Origin of the sequence: Vibrio sp. CDRSL-10 TSBA (assembly GCA_039696685.1) — a bacterium.
Lineage (GTDB): Bacteria > Pseudomonadota > Gammaproteobacteria > Enterobacterales > Vibrionaceae > Vibrio.
In genome coordinates, this window is sequence record CP155565.1 from 840,565 (window position 1) to 858,009 (window position 17,445).

General features: G+C 47.7%; 13 protein-coding genes and 3 pseudogenes. 5 read left to right on the top strand and 11 right to left on the bottom strand.

Translation table 11 applies throughout. From position 1 onward, the window contains the following. Positions 1 to 183 precede the first annotated feature (183 nt). Positions 184 to 2,243, top strand: a pseudogene (locus tag ABDK09_04115) (alpha-amylase). A 53-nt stretch (positions 2,244 to 2,296) separates the two neighbouring features. On the opposite strand, the gene ompW reads toward ABDK09_04115, so the two are convergent. Beyond that, positions 2,297 to 2,950 carry an outer membrane protein OmpW gene (gene ompW, locus ABDK09_04120; protein ID XAW87435.1) on the bottom strand — a complete coding sequence of 218 codons (654 nt, stop codon included), beginning with the start codon at positions 2,948 to 2,950 and terminating at the stop codon, positions 2,297 to 2,299. 313 nt (positions 2,951 to 3,263) lie between these two features. Between ompW and ABDK09_04125 the strand changes: the two genes are divergently transcribed. Both ABDK09_04125 and ABDK09_04130 read left to right on the top strand, forming a co-directional pair. Continuing rightward, positions 3,264 to 3,686, top strand: coding sequence for an Hsp20 family protein (locus ABDK09_04125; protein XAW87436.1), 423 nt, complete (start codon positions 3,264 to 3,266; stop codon positions 3,684 to 3,686). Between the two features lie 157 nt (positions 3,687 to 3,843). After that, positions 3,844 to 4,188: a DUF3316 domain-containing protein gene (locus ABDK09_04130; protein XAW87437.1), complete on the top strand. Its 345-nt coding sequence runs from the start codon at positions 3,844 to 3,846 to the stop codon at positions 4,186 to 4,188. A gap of 386 nt (positions 4,189 to 4,574) precedes the next feature. Here the strand turns inward: ABDK09_04130 and ABDK09_04135 are convergent, their stop codons facing one another. The 5 genes from ABDK09_04135 to ABDK09_04155 all read right to left on the bottom strand — a co-directional run bounded on the left by ABDK09_04135 (position 4,575) and on the right by ABDK09_04155 (position 8,102). Continuing rightward, positions 4,575 to 4,805 carry a DUF1090 family protein gene (locus ABDK09_04135; protein XAW87438.1) on the bottom strand — a complete coding sequence of 77 codons (231 nt, stop codon included), beginning with the start codon at positions 4,803 to 4,805 and terminating at the stop codon, positions 4,575 to 4,577. Continuing rightward, the gene (locus ABDK09_04140) at positions 4,756 to 4,959 is read right to left on the bottom strand and encodes a DUF1090 family protein (GenBank protein XAW87439.1); all 204 of its coding nucleotides are present in this window, start codon (positions 4,957 to 4,959) and stop codon (positions 4,756 to 4,758) included. Before ABDK09_04140 ends, ABDK09_04135 begins: the two co-directional genes overlap by 50 nt. A 227-nt stretch (positions 4,960 to 5,186) precedes the next feature. After that, the gene (locus ABDK09_04145; GenBank protein XAW87440.1) at positions 5,187 to 6,056 is read right to left on the bottom strand and encodes a transporter; all 870 of its coding nucleotides are present in this window, start codon (positions 6,054 to 6,056) and stop codon (positions 5,187 to 5,189) included. Further along, positions 6,053 to 7,102, bottom strand: coding sequence for a phenylacetaldoxime dehydratase family protein (locus tag ABDK09_04150; protein XAW87441.1), 1,050 nt, complete (start codon positions 7,100 to 7,102; stop codon positions 6,053 to 6,055). The genes ABDK09_04145 and ABDK09_04150 overlap by 4 nt, the downstream gene beginning before the upstream one ends. Before the next feature lies 1 nt (position 7,103). After that, complete coding sequence (locus ABDK09_04155; GenBank protein XAW87442.1) at positions 7,104 to 8,102, bottom strand: carbon-nitrogen hydrolase family protein; 999 nt, start codon at positions 8,100 to 8,102, stop codon at positions 7,104 to 7,106. Between the two features lie 169 nt (positions 8,103 to 8,271). On the opposite strand from ABDK09_04155, the gene ABDK09_04160 reads away from it, so the two are divergent. Together ABDK09_04160 and ABDK09_04165 are read left to right on the top strand one after the other, a co-directional pair. Next, complete coding sequence (locus ABDK09_04160) at positions 8,272 to 9,243, top strand: helix-turn-helix domain-containing protein (protein ID XAW87443.1); 972 nt, start codon at positions 8,272 to 8,274, stop codon at positions 9,241 to 9,243. A 166-nt stretch (positions 9,244 to 9,409) separates the two neighbouring features. Continuing rightward, a complete protein-coding gene (locus ABDK09_04165) occupies positions 9,410 to 10,369 on the top strand; it encodes a transposase (protein XAW87444.1) in 960 nt (319 codons plus the stop codon). A 339-nt stretch (positions 10,370 to 10,708) separates the two neighbouring features. On the opposite strand, the gene ABDK09_04170 is transcribed toward ABDK09_04165, so the two are convergent. The 5 genes and pseudogenes from ABDK09_04170 to ABDK09_04190 all read right to left on the bottom strand — a co-directional run bounded on the left by ABDK09_04170 (position 10,709) and on the right by ABDK09_04190 (position 17,237). Continuing rightward, the gene (locus ABDK09_04170; GenBank protein XAW87445.1) at positions 10,709 to 11,458 is read right to left on the bottom strand and encodes a methyl-accepting chemotaxis protein; all 750 of its coding nucleotides are present in this window, start codon (positions 11,456 to 11,458) and stop codon (positions 10,709 to 10,711) included. Continuing rightward, the gene (locus ABDK09_04175) at positions 11,352 to 12,662 is read right to left on the bottom strand and encodes an FIST N-terminal domain-containing protein (GenBank protein ID XAW87446.1); all 1,311 of its coding nucleotides are present in this window, start codon (positions 12,660 to 12,662) and stop codon (positions 11,352 to 11,354) included. Before ABDK09_04175 ends, ABDK09_04170 begins: the two co-directional genes overlap by 107 nt. Before the next feature lie 430 nt (positions 12,663 to 13,092). Further along, positions 13,093 to 14,125 (bottom strand): annotated as a pseudogene (gene tdh, locus ABDK09_04180) (L-threonine 3-dehydrogenase). A 122-nt stretch (positions 14,126 to 14,247) separates the two neighbouring features. Then, positions 14,248 to 15,441, bottom strand: coding sequence for a glycine C-acetyltransferase (locus ABDK09_04185; GenBank protein XAW87447.1), 1,194 nt, complete (start codon positions 15,439 to 15,441; stop codon positions 14,248 to 14,250). A 274-nt stretch (positions 15,442 to 15,715) separates the two neighbouring features. Then, positions 15,716 to 17,237 (bottom strand): annotated as a pseudogene (locus tag ABDK09_04190) (aldehyde dehydrogenase family protein). Between the last annotated feature and the right edge of the window lie 208 nt (positions 17,238 to 17,445).

Below are 17,445 nucleotides of genomic sequence, written 5' to 3' on the forward strand. Positions count from 1 at the left end.
GATAACGCCAGTGTGCCGTTTCAGCTGCAAGCAGACAACAGCCTACCTCTACGCCCCCGGTAAAGAAAATTTGTGAACTGGTTCAACCGCCTGGGGCGTAGCTCAAAGAATGATGTCAGGTACCTTTTTACCCGCTAAGGTAAAAGCAAATTATTCTAAAAAGAAACAAGGACCTGAACACGCATGAAACCCAGTACCCTGACTCTGGCACTGCTCACCATAGCGCCGGCCGCTCTGGCGGCGCCTAATCTCACCATTTCAACCACCACCAACAGCCGTGATTTTCCGCTCAGCAGCGAACAGCCGTTGGTGATCCCGTTAACCAAAGACAGCTATACCCTTACCGTAACCGGGTTGGATGGCGAGTGTCAGGCCGCAGGCGAGCAAGTGGTTAAATTCAACACTCCAATTGCACTTAATTGCGGCGCAGCAACCGAACTACTTCTCAAGATACGCTTTAGCGGTGACTACGCGTTTCAATACGATGATAAAGCCTTTACTCTCACCTTTGTGCGTCAGCCGAAAACCAGTGCTAAAAGCGAGTTTAAGCGCCCGCTACCAAATGTCCGTTGTGAGGTCTATGCCGGTGGTGATGTGATATTAAATCTCGGCGACACTTTCCGTGACGGAACTGAGCTCAGTGAAACGTTCACCGGTCAGGTTGTAACCGTTAAAGATGGTAAGGTAACCCTGACTCCTTCTGCGCAAAGTGGCGGCCTGGTGCTGCTCGAACCTGTCAAGCGCACCGAGCGGACATTTAATTATCGCAATGCCAACATTTACTTTGTCATGGTCGATCGCTTTAACAACGGTGATCCGAGCAACGACCATAGTTATGGACGGCTCAACGATGGCAAACAAGAAGTCGGCACCTTTCACGGCGGTGATTTACAAGGCGTGATTGATAAACTGGATTACATTCAAAGCCTGGGAAACCGATGCTATCTGGCTGTCGCCGATTGTCGAACAGGTGCACGGATTCGTCGGCGGCGGTGACAAAGGCTCTTTCCCTTTTTACGCCTATCATGGCTACTGGACGCGTGATTTTACCAAACTGGATGCCAACTTTGGCGTCGATGACGATCTCAAAACTCTGGTCGAGCAGGCTCATCAGCGCGGAATGAAAGTGCTGCTAGATGCCGTTATCAACCACGCAGGCTACGCTACCCTGGCCGATTTGCAGCTTGATGGTATCCAAGTCGTCACCCCCGATAATCTACCGCAAAAATGGAGCGACTGGACACCTGCTGAGGGCGAAAACTGGCATAGCTTTCATCAAAATATCAATTATCAGAGTCCGAACTGGAAAAACTGGTGGGGCGGTGACTGGGTGCGGGCCGGACTGCCGGGTTATCCGCAACCAGGCAGCAGTGACATCAGTATGACACTGGCCGGCTTACCGGATTTTCGCACCGAATCGACGCAAAGTGTTACGCCTCCTCAATGGCTGCTCAATAATCCCGATACCCGGGTTGTTGCGCGTGAAGGCTATACCGTTGCTGATTATCTGGTTGAATGGCAAAGCGACTGGGTGAAGCGGTTCGGTATTGACGGTTACCGGGTCGATACCGTCAAACACGTTGAGGGCGAGGTATGGCAACGACTCAAACAGCAAGCAACGGAAAAACTTAACCAATGGCGCACTGAACATGGCAAGCAAGGCCTGCCGTTCTGGATGATGGGCGAAGTATGGGGTCATACCGCTTACCGCAGCCCCTACTTTGACGATGGCTTTGATGCGCTGATCAATTTTGATTTACAAAAGCGCATGGACAACGGCGCCGCCTGTTTAAGCCAAATGGCGGCGACTTACCGCAGCTATGCCAAAACACTGACTGAGCAGCCGGATTTCAATCCGGTCAGTTACATGTCTTCCCATGATACTGAGCTCTTCTTTGGCCGCTTTAACTCGTTTGAGATGCAACGTAATGCCGCCAACGCCCTACTGCTTACTCCCGGCGCTATTCAGGTCTATTACGGTGATGAAGTGGCGCGTGAGGTCGGCCCCTACGCTGATGATTTCCATCAGGGGACCCGTTTCCGATATGCCGTGGCAACTCGATGCCCAACGTCAGGACTTACTTAAGCACTGGCAACAGCTAGGCCAATTCCGTCAGCGCCATCCTGCTGTCGGGGCCGGGGCCCACCATGTCATCGAGCAGGACAACGCCTATGTATTCTCGCGTGTGTTGCGCGACGATAAAATCATCGCCGCCTATATCGGGCGTCCGCCAACCCCCTAACCCATGATCAAAAAAGGCAGCTCACGCTGCCTTTTCTATCTCTGAATCAGAGCTTAGAATTTGTAACCACCTGCAATCATGAAGACCCAAGGGTTGATATCAACATCAGTCGATTGATTAACGCCACCAGCTTTGTATTTCGCGGTGGTTTCAATATTCGCGTACCACACAGCCGCGTTAGCAAACCAGTTGTCGTTGATTTTGTAGTCGACACCGATGTTCGCGGCCAGACCCCAGGAATCGTCCAGTTTCAGATCGCTCAGATTCGCAGCTTTACCAGTGCTATTAAATTTCTCGTCAAAGAAGGTGGTGTAGTTGATACCGGCACCCACGTATGGACGAAAATCTGCATTTGGTTCCATGAAGTAGTACTGAACCATCAGTGTTGGTGGCAGGTGCTTGGTCTCACCAATTTTACCCAGACCACCTAAGTCGGTTGAAATATCATGAGAAAATGGTGAGGCAGCCAGCAATTCCACACTGACATGGTCAGTCAGCATGTAGCCCAGCGTTAAGCCCAGCTGAGTATTACTGTCTACATCAAGCTCTTTGCTTGCGTCGCCAAGATTGCCAAGATTGTCACTGCTGTCATTTGGGACTACCGCAGCCAGACCAGCTCGAACAAAAATGTCACCTTCTTGGTGCGCCAGGACGTTGGCTGAAGCTAGAGCTGAAAGGATAGCGAGTCCGCAAAGTGTCTTTTTCATTATTGGTATTCCTTTTTCTGGGGCTTGGTTTTTAATTTTTGTTGATGCGCACAGTAGCACATAAAGCCCACACTATTTTGACGGAAATCAATTTGTAAAACTAATTGTGCGAAAAAATAAAAAAATGGGGATTAAATCACCGTTTATTTGTAAATAAGAAAGAACTCATCCACTGACAAATGAATAGGTATCACTATGAAAATTCAGACAAAAATTGATTTAGATCAATTTCAGATCAAATTAAAATTTCAGCTTTTGAAGCCGTTCTACACTTATTAAGGCGAGTCAAAAACACTGAATACAGGAGGGCGTTATGAGCTTAATTCCACGTGACTCTTGGTCAGATATCTATCGTTTATTCGATAATACATTTCCATCCATCCGGCCTCGGTTTGATGCCGATACTTTTTCTCCGCGTGTTGACGTAATAGAAAAAGAAACCGCATTTGAAATCATCGCTGATTTACCCGGAGTGGCGAAAAAAGACATCAACATCACCTGTCGTAATGGCGTGTTGACGATCGAGGCATCGACAACGAAAGACGAAGAAACCAAAGAGAATGATAAAGTCATCCATAAAGAACGTTATCACGGCAAAATGGTACGTAGCTTTTCTTTGGGTGACAGTCTGGATATGACCCAGATCTACGCTGAGTTTGAAGAAGGTGTACTGGTGGTCGTGGTACCAAAACTGGAAGGAAAACCAGAGGAAAGCCAACGCATCAATATCAGCTGAGATCTTCACAGCGAAACAAGTGAACCATCGAGCGGCGTTATCATAAACGCCGCTTTTTTATTGCGGATAATTTGCCGATGATTTGACCGTCCGCTAACACCTTCACCCGAGGTATTGACCAAAATAACAAAATGAACAACAACCCTTCTGTGCGACTATGAAACACCTTCTTGTGCTGTTAATGACAACTTTGTTTAGTAGTGTTGCTTTATCCGGTTTGCGTGTCGGCACACCACAAACGAACCTGGCAACTGCCAGTTATCCGACCCAAAAACAAGCCGCTAAAGCGGGTGACGATCTGATTGATCAACTTGAATCAATGTCACCCTACGCTTTGCAGCAAGTACTGCCGGCATCAGTTAAAAACGAAGAAGAGAAAGCGGTTGAAATTCGTCAGTTACGCCGCAGCGTCAAACCGGTCGCAACCGAAGCCGGCCAGATTGAATTTCAAAGTATTGTGACCGTACACTACGCGATTGACAGAGACAGCAGCCAGCACTGATTCGCAGGCTTAGCCACTTCTCTTTACTGCTAATCCGCATCACGGGTCAACAGCGCGGCAATCAGCAGACCAACTCCGATTCCGGCCATAAGAATGCCAACAAAGGCCCACACCGAGTGTGGCAGTAACAAAAGCCCGATCCCCAACCCAAGCAAGCATAGTGCCGCCACCCACCGCCCAGGCTGCGTTATATCTGAAGCGTTTTTTGTCGTCCATCGATATTCCTCACGCTACATACCCCATGTTTTAAGCATGGCGCAAACTGAAACAATCTGCAGACTATCGCTTGAATTATTACTGCCTCCTACGAGGACACACACCTTAATATATCAATGGTAACTCGACGCCAAGAAACGCCTTATTACGGTGTGTGTCCTTGTAGTAAATTATTTTGATAACTCGGCTTTCGCATCAGCCAACTCTTGCATGGCCTCTTTCAATTTTTTCTTACGTTTCTCTATTTTTTGCGGATTACCTGATTTTTTAGCCTCATCTAAATCCCGAAGACGCTGTTTCACTTCATGTTCCTTCTCGTGAACATCAGACAGACGCTCGCGGTGTAGGCTTTCATCTGTACAATGTTCGCGAAACCTCGCGCAGAGCCTTTTGCAATCCATCAACACGATGCTGATTATTATGCTTATGAGCCTGATCAATCTGCTGCTTTATATCCTGTTCTTTTGCAGCACAACCAGTAAGCTGAGGCTTTGCCTGTGCCGAAAAAACCGGAAGTAACACCAACAATCCTACAACTAAAGTTAATTTCTTCATATAATATCTCTTTGATAAAAATCAGAAGTATTCTGTCACAAGCAACAACCGGATAAGTTCGGATAACGTAAAATACATATTAAAACTATGCCTTTATTTTTCTTCTGTCATCGACAGTTATGGGGACACACATTTCAGCATTTGATTGCCGAGGCCAAAATCGACAGCCATTTTGAAGGTGTGTGTCCTCGCTAACGGTTCTTGATAACATCAGGCCGATACCATCATCAGAAGATGTAACCCAGCCTCAAACTGACATTTGCATCTTGTTTAAAGCCTTGTGTAACAGAGATATCCCGCCCGGCAGATAGCTGGACTTGCCAGTTTGGGGTGACAAAATGCGTGACCGACGCCCGTGCGTAAACAGTATCCAGACGATCATTTTGGGCAACACCATCGACTTTGGTTTCACCACCTGAGATCCAACCGCCTCCAAATCCGATGTGAGTCAGCGGACTGAAGTGATAGCGTAAATACGCCTGGTACTCAAAGCGTGCATCCTGACTTAATGTGGAACTGTTCGCGCCGAAATCGTTATTATCCGTTGCCCAAGAAACATCAGCAGCCGTATCAAACGCCAACTTATCACTAAAATGATGGATCCAGACGGCCTGTAATAACAAGTGAAAGTTGTTGCTACCAATATTAATTGCATCCTGCTCTGAATAACTACCAGTTGGCAGATAAATAAACGGCGCGAGAGACCAAACATTTTTTCCATCAGGCGCATACTTTACCGGAGCTCCGATAATGAGATCCCCACTACCGGAAGCGTCCCCTAAAAAGGACATATCGCCATATGCTTTAACGGATGCAAAAGGAAGAATGGCCTGAGGTTCGATACTCCAGTTTTCCTGAGGATGCCAGGCATGGATAACACGCAGTAGCGCTGACTGAGTACTTAACTTATTGTCTCCGGCCAGTCGCTTATCATCTGCATACAAAGAATCACTGTGGCTGGCCTGAAGATAAGTAAGAACGGCCGTTTTTCCATCGGGGAGCAACTCATAATCCCCAGGACTGATTTCCAATGCGAGTGCGCTCACACTGGTCAGTGCCATTGTGGCTACACCAGCTTTTAACATGAAGGTATTCATTGGCGGCTCTCCTTGCTCAATGCTTTCAGTAAGCCCGTATTAGGATGACAATTGATGTACTCGAAATACTGACTCTGGCTAGGTATGACCACGATTTCATGATAAAGACGCAAAGCCACGTTGAACTCCAGCTCCTGGACATAACTCATAAAACCACCAAATATCGCAACATGGGTCTGATGCGTGCGTGCCCAGGTTTCCAGCTTTTCTAATTCGGTAAAATGAGCCAACCCGAAAGATTGCTGTTTTGACTCGCCCTTTTCATCAATCACCTGCATATAACGGCAGCTTAAGCAGCCGATTGAATCCCCTTCATCACGCAGGAAATCCATCCCCTGATGTAAGACCGGCTCAACTTGCTGCAAGTATTTGTCACGTTCTGCATTTTCGGTATATGACCAATCCTGGCCGGAACGAATCAGACACAAATTATCCCGCCCTTCCAGCTTGATGCGTTTACCGTTCTGCTGATAGGCAGGCGGCACTTCCTGACCCTTTAGTTCACTAACCTGAGCGGACGCGATACGATCACGGGCGCTGCCCCAGTAACAGTGCTCAATAATCTCATCACTCACATCATCTGCCAGTTTCGCAATCCCTTCCCGTGAATTCTTGTCAGAAAGCAAAGTTTCAAAATCAGAGATTTTCGGACTAACAATTTCGGCAAAATAACCGACATCTTCGTCGGCACGATCTGGTGATTGCCACCAAGTATCAAAACCGCTGGACGTTTTCCATTCCTGAAAGGCTGCAGGTGATGACCAATACGCAATCGCGATATAAGTCTCGAAACCGTCAGCATCGGTATAGTGCGCGATGTCCCAATGATTGGGGCCATTTTGCTTAACGAGGTAACCGGTGACAGGGCTTAACGCCCGGACATCAATAGCAGTACGGGACTGTAAACCAAAGTAAGCCATCACTACCTGTTCAGTAAGCGGTGTGAAGCGTGCACTCCAGGCCGGAAAGGCAGGCTGATGGTTATCTGGCACATTGGCAGGACATTGACGTTTTACCTGCAGGTACTTAGGGATTGATGATTCCATATCACTCCTCCTCGCCAACAACAGGTTCAGCCGGCACATCATACTCGGTCTCGCTGATCACCACTTTTTTCGCCGGATTAGGGTTAAACAGCAGTTGAGTCACATCAGGCCGCGAATAATGTCCGACAGGATCGGCGCAAGTTTTAGCAAACGTAATCGCCGCAGGGTCGAGTGTGGCAATCAACAAGCCTTCTTCATGTTCACCCAGAGGCTCAACCAGGTCACGGCCATCTGGGCCATAGATTCGAGCATAACCTCCACCAGCTTTGATAAGGCCTCTCTTAGTCTCTGTATCACACAGTTGTTCAATCATTTCTTCCGAAACGATGGCACACGGTGCAATCACGTAACATTGGCCCTCAGCAGCGTACAATCTTGAGGCTGCATTATTCACTTCATGTCCCAGAGCTGCCGTCATGTCCTGATACATACTGAAACTTGGCCAGGCTGCGATATGAATTTCTTCATGTTGCGAATACATGGCGTAGCGACTCAGCGGCTGTAAATGCTCCCAGCAACACAGCGCGCCAATTACACCTAGCGGTGTTTCCCATGTTTTCAGTGAAGATCCATCGCTCTCGCCAAACAGCGTGCGTTCAACGTGTGTAGCTTTTAACTTACGGCGTGTACCGCAGGTTTCTCCCTGATCGTTAATAATCCATTGTGAAATATACAGGCTGCCATGATCTTTCTCGCTGAAACCCAGTACTACCCAGATGTTGTTATCACGCGCAGCTTGCTCAATACGTTTTGCCTGCTCACTATCCAGCACCAGCGAATTCTGGTGGTATTGATAGACCAGCGGCATAGTCGCGGCCGGGCTATCCAGCCACAGAAACCACGGATAACCCGGTATCCAGGTTTCAGGAAAGGCGATGAGTTCGGCTCCGGACTGAGCCGCTTCTTCAATCAAACGTATGGTTTTATCAACCGTTGCTACCAGATCCATAAAAACCGGAGCTGCCTGTACACAAGCGACCTTCACTGGTTTATTCATCATAATCATTCCTTGTTGTGTATGAATTAATGCGTCGGAATCACTATAAAAATGAATTTCGCCCAAGTGTTATGACCAGCGAGAAGTCAAACTTGACTGATAAGGAACTCACTACGGAATGTTTTTTGCTGTCTTTAATGATGAATAGGTTATTAGCAAGGAAAGGCGAAAAGTGAAACGTTTCGATACTCAGAATGTTGATTATTCAGACCGTGACGATTACTGGAGAGAGGCGATCAGCCAGATATTTGTGCCTCTGCAATGCGAATTTGAAGCTCATGACAGGAGCGGAACCTTGTCATCCAGAGCATTGAGTAAACTTAACATTGCGAAAGTAACTTGTTGTCCACAAAAAGTAATGCGTACCCAAGGCACCCTTAATCATCATGATACGGATAGTGTTTTAATGAGTTTTATCCGCCAGGGTCAGACCGCTATTCACCAAGGCTATAAACACACACTGCTCAAACAAGGTGAATTCGGGCTTTACGATACGCAGCGTCCTTATAATTTGCACATGCTTGGTGCATCAGAGCAGATCGTGGTGCAATTACCCCGCCAACTGATACATGAACGACTAGGGAATCTTGACCAGATTACCGCCTCCAGCTTTGGCTTAAACCATCCATTAGGCACCTTTGCTCATAATTTTCTGGATAACCTCCTCGCCCTGCCCGATGAATTGCCGGAAAAATATATGGATACATTGTCGAGTCAGGCCATAAGCCTCATCCTTGGCATCATCTCTGACGAAAGCCGAACACAATCCTATCGCCCGGATACCAAGCAAGGCTTGCTCACTCAAATCCAGTATTATCTTCAGCAGGAATATAGTGATCCCGAGCTTTCCAACAACCAGGTCGCCAAAAAATTTGGAATATCGACCCGTTATCTGAGCATGTTGTTTCAACTTCAGAACACAACCTTCGGACGCTTTTTGCTTGAGCAGCGCCTGGATGCCTGCGCCTCCGCTTTAAGTAATCCCAATAATATAACTAAGCAAGTCAGTGAAATAGCCTGGAATGCGGGGTTTACTGATATGTCTTATTTTTCACGCGAATTCAAAAAACAATATGACATGTCTCCGAAACAGTTTCGTCAGGAAACGTTCGATTTAGACCGCGTCAAAGGACACACACTTTAACAAGCGCTTCAAAGGACACACACCATAACTCATTAGTCAAAATCTCATACTTATCTGACAACGGTTTACATCCCTTGGGTTGAAGCAACTCTGAAAACAGCCCATCTGGCGCGCAAAGCTTCAGAATAACAACCATCATCAACGTATCCCAATTTACAGGAACGAAATGATGACCACCGCACGCAGCCAGCTAATTTGTCCGGAGATCACGCCGTATTACCACTGCGTCTCACGCTGCGTGAGACGGTCTTATTTGTGCGGAGAAGATAAAATCTCCGGTCAATCGTATGAACATCGCCGTGATTGGGTAGAACAACGCATTTTGGCGCTAGCTTCAATCTACTGTATCCGGATTTGTGCTTACGCAGTCATGAGCAACCATTACCATCTGGTCGCTTTTATAAATAAACAGTCCGCCGACTCTCTTTCACCACATGAGGTTATCGAACGCTGGAGCCTCGAACACAAACTTCCCGTGATTATTACACGCTTTGTCGCAAACCAACTGACAAGTCAGGCAGAGTTAGATACCTGTTATGAACTGATTGAAACCTGGCGCGAACGTCTTTATTCCCTCAGCTGGTTTATGAAAGAGCTAAATTTCACCATTGCTCGTCAGGCCAACCAAGAAGATCAATGTACCGGACGTTTCTGGGAGGGGCGCTTCAAATCTCAGGCATTACTTGACGAAAAAGCGCTCCTGGCTGCGATGGCTTATGTCGACCTTAATCCTGTCAGGGCTAAATTGGCCAAGACACCTGAACATTCTGCGCATACCTCAGTTCGGATGCGTATCCAAAAGCTTAAACAAGGAACAAGCACCGCTAAGCCCCTGGCAAGTTTTATCGGTGACCAGAAAAATACTCATCAAATACCTTTTCGTTTACTGGACTATCTGGAGCTGCTTGATTGGATTGGCAGACAGTTCAGAAACACTAAGCCCGGGTACATTGATGTGTCTCAACCACCAATTCTGCAACGTCTGTCGCTTGCAGGCAGCGAATGCCTCCGGCTTTGTACCGGATTAGAAGCTCACTCCCGAGTTTGGATAGGCGAAACGCTCCATCTGCAGCAAGCCAAAGTAAAATTAAAACGTCATCGTATGCTCGGAATACATATTTCCTGAAACGCTAGCTCACTTCGCACTTTACCTGTTCGGCTAACCGTTCAGGCCCACTTGCTAATGCCTCATATTCAGCATTTCTCACAAAGTACACTGAGTTAATTCGCACTCTCGCCAGAATGCCCTGTACTTCAACGGAAGCGCAGGGCACATGTTATTTTTCTTGCCTAATAAAATGAAGACCGATGAATACGAGGACACACACCCGAAAGCCTCAAGGTGTGTGTCCTTGAAAAGAAAGACACCCCAGACAAACAGATAACAGTGAGTGTCCTCGATAGAAAAAGACAAAAATGCCGGCGCTTGGCCAGCATTGTCTTTGGTTAGCATGGATATACATAGCTATCCGCTGTGGCGGTTCGCTATGGCAGAAAGCTTATCAATAAGCTGTGTTTCCAGTTCAATCGAGGTGATTCGCTCATTGGTATTTTGTGCCCGGATAATGTCTTCTTCAGCCATAATCGCTGCCTGATGAGAGCTTTCCGACAGGGTATTTAATTCGCCACGGAAGGTTTCAGAATCAGATTCGATCTGGCTCAGGACGGCATTAATACTGTCTATGCCATGAGAAATATCATTGATCGAAGAGGTTACCTCTTCGATGGTTTCACCGGTTTCTTTCACGCTCGACTGAGTCCGTTTTGACAATGCCCGCACTTCATCTGCCACCACCGCAAAGCCGCGTCCGGCCTCACCGGCTCGGGCGGCTTCTATAGCTGCATTAAGGGCCAGAAGATTGGTTTGTTCAGCAATCCCGCTGATACTCTGGATAATATTGACGATTCTGTCCGCGCTGTCTTTAAGTTTATCCATCCCTTCCATCAGACTCTGACGCTGTGCCTGCTGATGCGAAATCTGCTCCATAAACCGACCAAACTGCTCACCGAGCGCATGCTGTTGGTCGGCTGCACCTGATGCTTGAGACGCACTGACCTCCAGTTGCTGTGTTGCTTGCTGCAACATAGGATGAATCTCACCCATATGTTTAATCACGTTTCTGCTGTAATGAGCTGATTTTGCGGGTGCTGGCCAGTTTGGAGTGCAGAAAATAACTGGCAAAGGAGGCCAGATAGAATGGGAAATTGTCGGCATATTCGTCTGCAAATGACTGCCCTGGATCCACTTTAAAGAAAGCGATCGAAGTCAGCGTCTGATTCTGATGCAGGCCGAGGTATTCACCGAAGGTAGAAAAGCCGGACAAACAAACATCGTTGAAAGAATCGACTTTATTCAGGCTATCGCTATTGTTCAGACGGCGCAAAATACAGTCATTGGCAATCATGGCGACCGGTTTACCCGGCTTACCCTGCATAAAGCGTTTGAAATCTGAGGCCGTAGACTGGCCGAAGTCTTTAGATTTGACCAGAAACAGCCGTTCACCAAAAGCAAAATCACTGAAAAATCTGATGCTTCCATCTGCATTAATTTCGGCTAAAGAGCGAATAAAAAGCTCATTATTTATCGAGATACCGAACGAGTACTTAGCTAATTTCTGTTCGACGTCTTGTGCTGAACATTTAAAGTGTCGACACAGCCATTCGACTGGCGTCATTAATTCCAGTCCATCACTCAGTACACTATGCAGAGTTCGAGTAAACGGATTGAAATCAACTACATCGAATCCCTGCGAAGTATTGTCAAAATTGTGACTTTTGAACAGACCATAGCGATACCCAGGAGCTATTTTGCTAAAACAAAGTATCGCGCAGTCTTGCTGGATCTGACCATTCAGGGCAACCTGGGCACTTTTGAAATCCAGCTTACCGCCTGCACTGCCGCCGATGAAATAACACGGGAATTTGCGCGTCCGGTATAGCGCCTGGGTGAAGAAATCTTCGCTGGCCGACAGCCCGTCAAAATACGTAAAGGCAATCGTGTCATGGCTATCAACCGAAAAAGGCACTTTTATTTTAGTTAACTCATCCGCAATACTTTTGACGCGTTGCTCAGACTGAGTATGGATATTATTGCCGCCTGAATTGGTACTGATTAAAGGAATCGAATGCACCGAAAGCTGCTTGATTAGTTGCTTACTAAACGCGTGCAGAATAATACCATCCCAGTGCGCCGGAGTATCATGATAAAGCTTTCCTTTCACTCCACCACCAAGTTCACCGGCGGTCATAATACCTATTAACTGCTCACTAAATGGCATGGCCTGCTTAAGTTTGCTGTTAACTGCAGAAAAATCACAATGAGGTGAGATAAACGCTATCACCAGCGCCGTACCTCCCGGCAAGCTGAGATCAGCCAGGGTCGCTTCGCTAATTTGTTGGCTGGTGATGCTTTTAGACACGGAAACCTGCGTAGATCCTGACAGAGTTTCAGCGGACTTTTTTTTGCTGAAGAAGAACATGCTCACTTCCTTGAATCATCGATTTCATCATCTCGATTGTCGTTATTTTTGATAATGAAAGTTATCGGAGTTTATTATTATGTCGCCATATTCTGGCCGATATTAAAATTCTGCTAACTGATGTCAGTTTTGTTCAAATTGAGCTTACTTATCAAAGCATAATCGATAATCTGCAGCTTGCTTGCGGTGTGTTCTTTTTTCAGCCTATTGTCGCTACTTTTAGGTAATTCTGTAATCCATGTCTCAGCACTTGTTGAACCCTGCACTGCTCTTTCCTGAACAACATGATTCATCCACAGATTTTCGCGCTGACCGAATAACAGACATAAAAAAAGCGCCCCTTGCGGAGCGCTTTGAAGCTCTGGAAATATTATTCCCAGTCGAGAATCACTTTACCTGATGCGCCGCTGCGCATGGTGTCGAAGCCTTGTTGGAACTCGTCCACTTTGAAATGGTGAGTGATGATTGGCGTCAGATCCAGGCCAGATTGGATCAGGCTTGCCATTTTGTACCAAGTTTCAAACATTTCGCGACCATAGATGCCTTTGATAACCAAACCTTTAAAGATCACCTGGTTCCAGTCAATCGCCATATCTGATGGCGGAATACCCAGCAGGGCAATACGGCCACCGTGGTTCATGGTTTGCAGCATTGAGCTGAATGCGCTAGGAACACCGGACATTTCCAAGCCAACGTCAAAGCCTTCGGTCATGCCAAGTTCAGCCATCACATCTTCCAGTTTTTGCTCGGCAACGTTGACTGCGCGGGTCACGCCCATTTTACGCGCCAGTTTCCAGGCGGTATTCGTTCACATCTGTGATCACCACGTGGCGGGCGCCGACGTGTTTGGCCACCGCTGCCGCCATAATACCAATCGGGCCAGCACCTGTTATCAACACATCTTCGCCAACCAGGTCAAATGACAATGCGGTATGCACTGCATTACCGAATGGGTCAAAAATAGACGCCAGATCATCAGAAATGCCTTCCGGGATCTTGAATGCGTTAAACGCTGGAATCACCAGGTACTCAGCAAACGCACCGGTACGGTTTACACCAACGCCGATCGTGTTACGGCACAGGTGAGTACGACCGCCGCGGCAGTTACGGCAGTGACCACAGGTAATGTGGCCTTCACCGGATACACGGTCACCGATTTCGAAACCACGAACTTCCTGACCAATCGCAACCACTTCACCCACATATTCGTGGCCCACAACCATAGGAACAGGAATCGTCTTTTGTGACCATTCATCCCAGTTGTAGATGTGAACATCCGTACCGCAGATCGCCGTTTTCTTAATGCGAATCAACAGATCGTTGTGGCCCATTTCTGGTTTGTCCACTTCGGTCATCCAGATGCCTTGTTCTGGCTTTAGCTTAGATAGCGCTTTGATTTTCATATTCTTCACTCAATATACCCCGCGCTGTGCGAGGCAAAAAATACGATGTTTTCGGCGAAAAGCCGTATCGCTGCAGGCGGAGTTTTTCCTAAACCTGAATCAATACGGCTCCTGACCGGGGATCAGATAAGACCCATCTCTTTACCGACTTCGATAAAGGCATCAATGGCTTTATCGAGTTGCTCACGAGAGTGTGCTGCAGACATCTGGGTACGGATACGGGCCTGGCCTTTTGGTACCACAGGGAAAGAGAAGCCGATCACGTAAATGCCTTTCGCCAGAGCGCGCTCGGCAAACTCTGCCGCAACTTTGGCATCACCCAGCATGATAGGCACGATGGCGTGGTCTGCGCCTGCCATGGTGAAGCCGGCATCCGTCATACGAGCACGGAAATGCGCCGCGTTGTCCCACAAGTGAGTACGCAGCTCTCCGCTCTCTTGCAGCAGATCCAATACGCGCAGAGAAGCAGAGACGATGGCCGGAGCCACAGAGTTAGAGAACAGATACGGGCGAGAGCGCTGGCGCAGCCAGTCGATCACTTCTTTCTTACCAGACGTGTAACCGCCTGATGCACCGCCCATCGCTTTGCCCAAAGTACCGGTAATGATGTCAATACGGTCAATCACATTGTGGTATTCATGTGTACCACGGCCGTTTTCGCCCATGAAACCAACCGCGTGCGAGTCATCCACCATAACCAAGGCATTGTATTTATCCGCCAGGTCACAAATCGCCGGCAGGTTAGCCACTACGCCGTCCATTGAGAACACACCATCGGTGACGATCAGTTTGTTACGTGCGCCTTTTTCATCAGCAGCGATCAGTTGCTCTTCCAGCTCTTGCATGTTGTTGTTGCTGTAGCGGAAACGCATCGCTTTACACAGACGTACACCGTCGATAATCGAAGCATGGTTTAGTGCGTCAGAAATGATCGCGTCTTCTTTGTCCAACAGGGTTTCAAACAAACCTGCATTGGCATCAAAACAAGAGGTGTAAAGAATGGTGTCTTCTTTACCCAGGAATTCAGACAATTTTTGTTCCAGTGCTTTGTGAGTATCTTGCGTACCACAAATAAAACGTACCGATGCCATACCAAAACCGTGCGAGTCCATGCCCTCTTTCGCCGCTTCAATCAGCGCAGGATGGTTAGCCAGACCGAGGTAGTTGTTGGCACAAAAGTTAAGGACATCTTCACCAGACGAAATATGAACTGAGGCTTGTTGTTGTGAGGTAATGACACGCTCAGATTTGTAAAGACCCTCAGCTTTAACTTCCTCAAGCTGATTGCGAATCTGTTGATAAAAAGCAGAAGACATTGCATTTTCCTTCTTTGTTCTTGGATTGACTTGCGGTCAGTAGGGCCAGAGAAACCGATCCTGTATCGGATCCATTTACACTGTAAACATTGATTACTACTTAGTGTAATCCAAGCGCCAGAAAGGGATTATCCTGATTTGCGGAAAAACATTAGTGAATCACAGGAACAAATAGCGTTTATTATTTTAACATTGCACAAAAAAAGCGCCCTTTCGGGCGCTTTGGCTTTGAATCTAAGCGGTTAATCAGCCAGGGGAGTGACTCAACCAGAGCTTAGAAGAAACCCAGAGGATTAACATCATAGCTAACCAACAGGTTTTTGGTGTTTTGGTAATGATCCAGCATCATCTTGTGAGTTTCACGGCCAATACCTGATTTTTTGTAGCCACCGAATGCGGCATGCGCCGGATACGCGTGGTAGCAGTTAATCCACACACGTCCTGCTTCAATATTGCGTCCCATGCGGTATGCCAGGTTGGTATCGCGTGTCCACACACCGGCACCTAAACCGTATTCGGTATCGTTAGCGATAGCCAGAGCTTCTGCTTCGTCTTTAAAGGTGGTAATCGCGATAACCGGGCCAAAGATCTCTTCCTGGAATACGCGCATTTTATTATGACCTGCCAGCATCGTTGGCTGAATATAGTAGCCTTTACTGATGTCACCTTGTTGCGGCGCTGCATCACCACCAAGTAGTACCTGTGCGCCTTCCTGACGACCAATCTCCATATAGCTCAGGATCTTATCGAACTGTTCCTGAGAGGCCTGCGCGCCGACCTGGGTGTCGGTGTCCAACGGGTTCCCCTGCTTGATGGTTTTCGCACGTTCGACCAGTTTAGTGATGAACTTATCGTAAATGTCCTCATGCACCAGCACACGTGAAGGACAGGTACACACTTCACCCTGGTTGAAGAAGCCCAGTAAGGTACCTTCCAGACATTTTTCCAGATACGCATCTTCATGGTCAAAGATGTCAGCGAAGTAGATATTGGGTGATTTACCACCCAGCTCAACGGTGGATGGAATCAGGTTGTCAGCGGCACATTTGAGGATATGGTTACCCACTTCGGTCGAACCGGTAAAGGCCAGTTTAGCGATACGGTTACTGGTCGCCAGAGCCTGGCCCGCTTCAGAACCGAAACCGTTAACGACGTTGACTACGCCCGCCGGCAGCAGGTCGCCGATGGTTTCCATCAGCACCAGAATCGACGTTGGGGTCTGTTCTGCAGGTTTCAGCACCACACAACAACCGGCCGCAATCGCAGGCGCCAGTTTCCATGCTGCCATCAGCATCGGGAAGTTCCACGGGATAATCTGGCCTACTACACCGATAGGTTTCTGGGAAGTGGTAAGCGGCCGTTGTCGCATCAATCTCGGCTGCACTGCCTTCCTGGGCGCGAATACAGCCAGCAAAGTAACGGAAATGGTCAACCACCAATGGCAGGTCAGCGGCCAGCGTTTCACGAATTGGCTTACCGTTTTCCCAACTTTCCACATACGCCAGTTTTTCTAAGTTTGCTTCTACGCGGTCAGCAATTTTGAGCAGTAGATTTGAACGTTCAGTCACACTGGTTCTGGCCCATTCTGCACGCACTTCATGGGCAGCATCCAGCGCCAGGCTGATATCTTCCGGGCCGGAACGTGCCACTTTACAGAACGGCTGGCCGTTGACCGGCGATGTGTTATCAAAATATTGGCCGTTGACTGGTTTTACCCACTGGCCGCCAATGAAATTATCGTAATGACTTTTGAAGTTGAAAATCGCGTTGTCCGATCCTGGTTGTGCATAAATCATCGTTCGTTCCTTCTTACTTTCTCGTTCACGTATTAAACAGAGCGGTTACGTTTAAACAGCGCCGTTTTAGCTGATTATTGTGGTTATCGATTTTGGGTTGATGATCGCGCAGCAGGTAGCCATGTAAGACAGAATGGCAACACCTTGCTGCACAGTTGCTGTACTACACAACGCAAATCACAGGCCAGAATGAGAAAGCTTGTTGTTA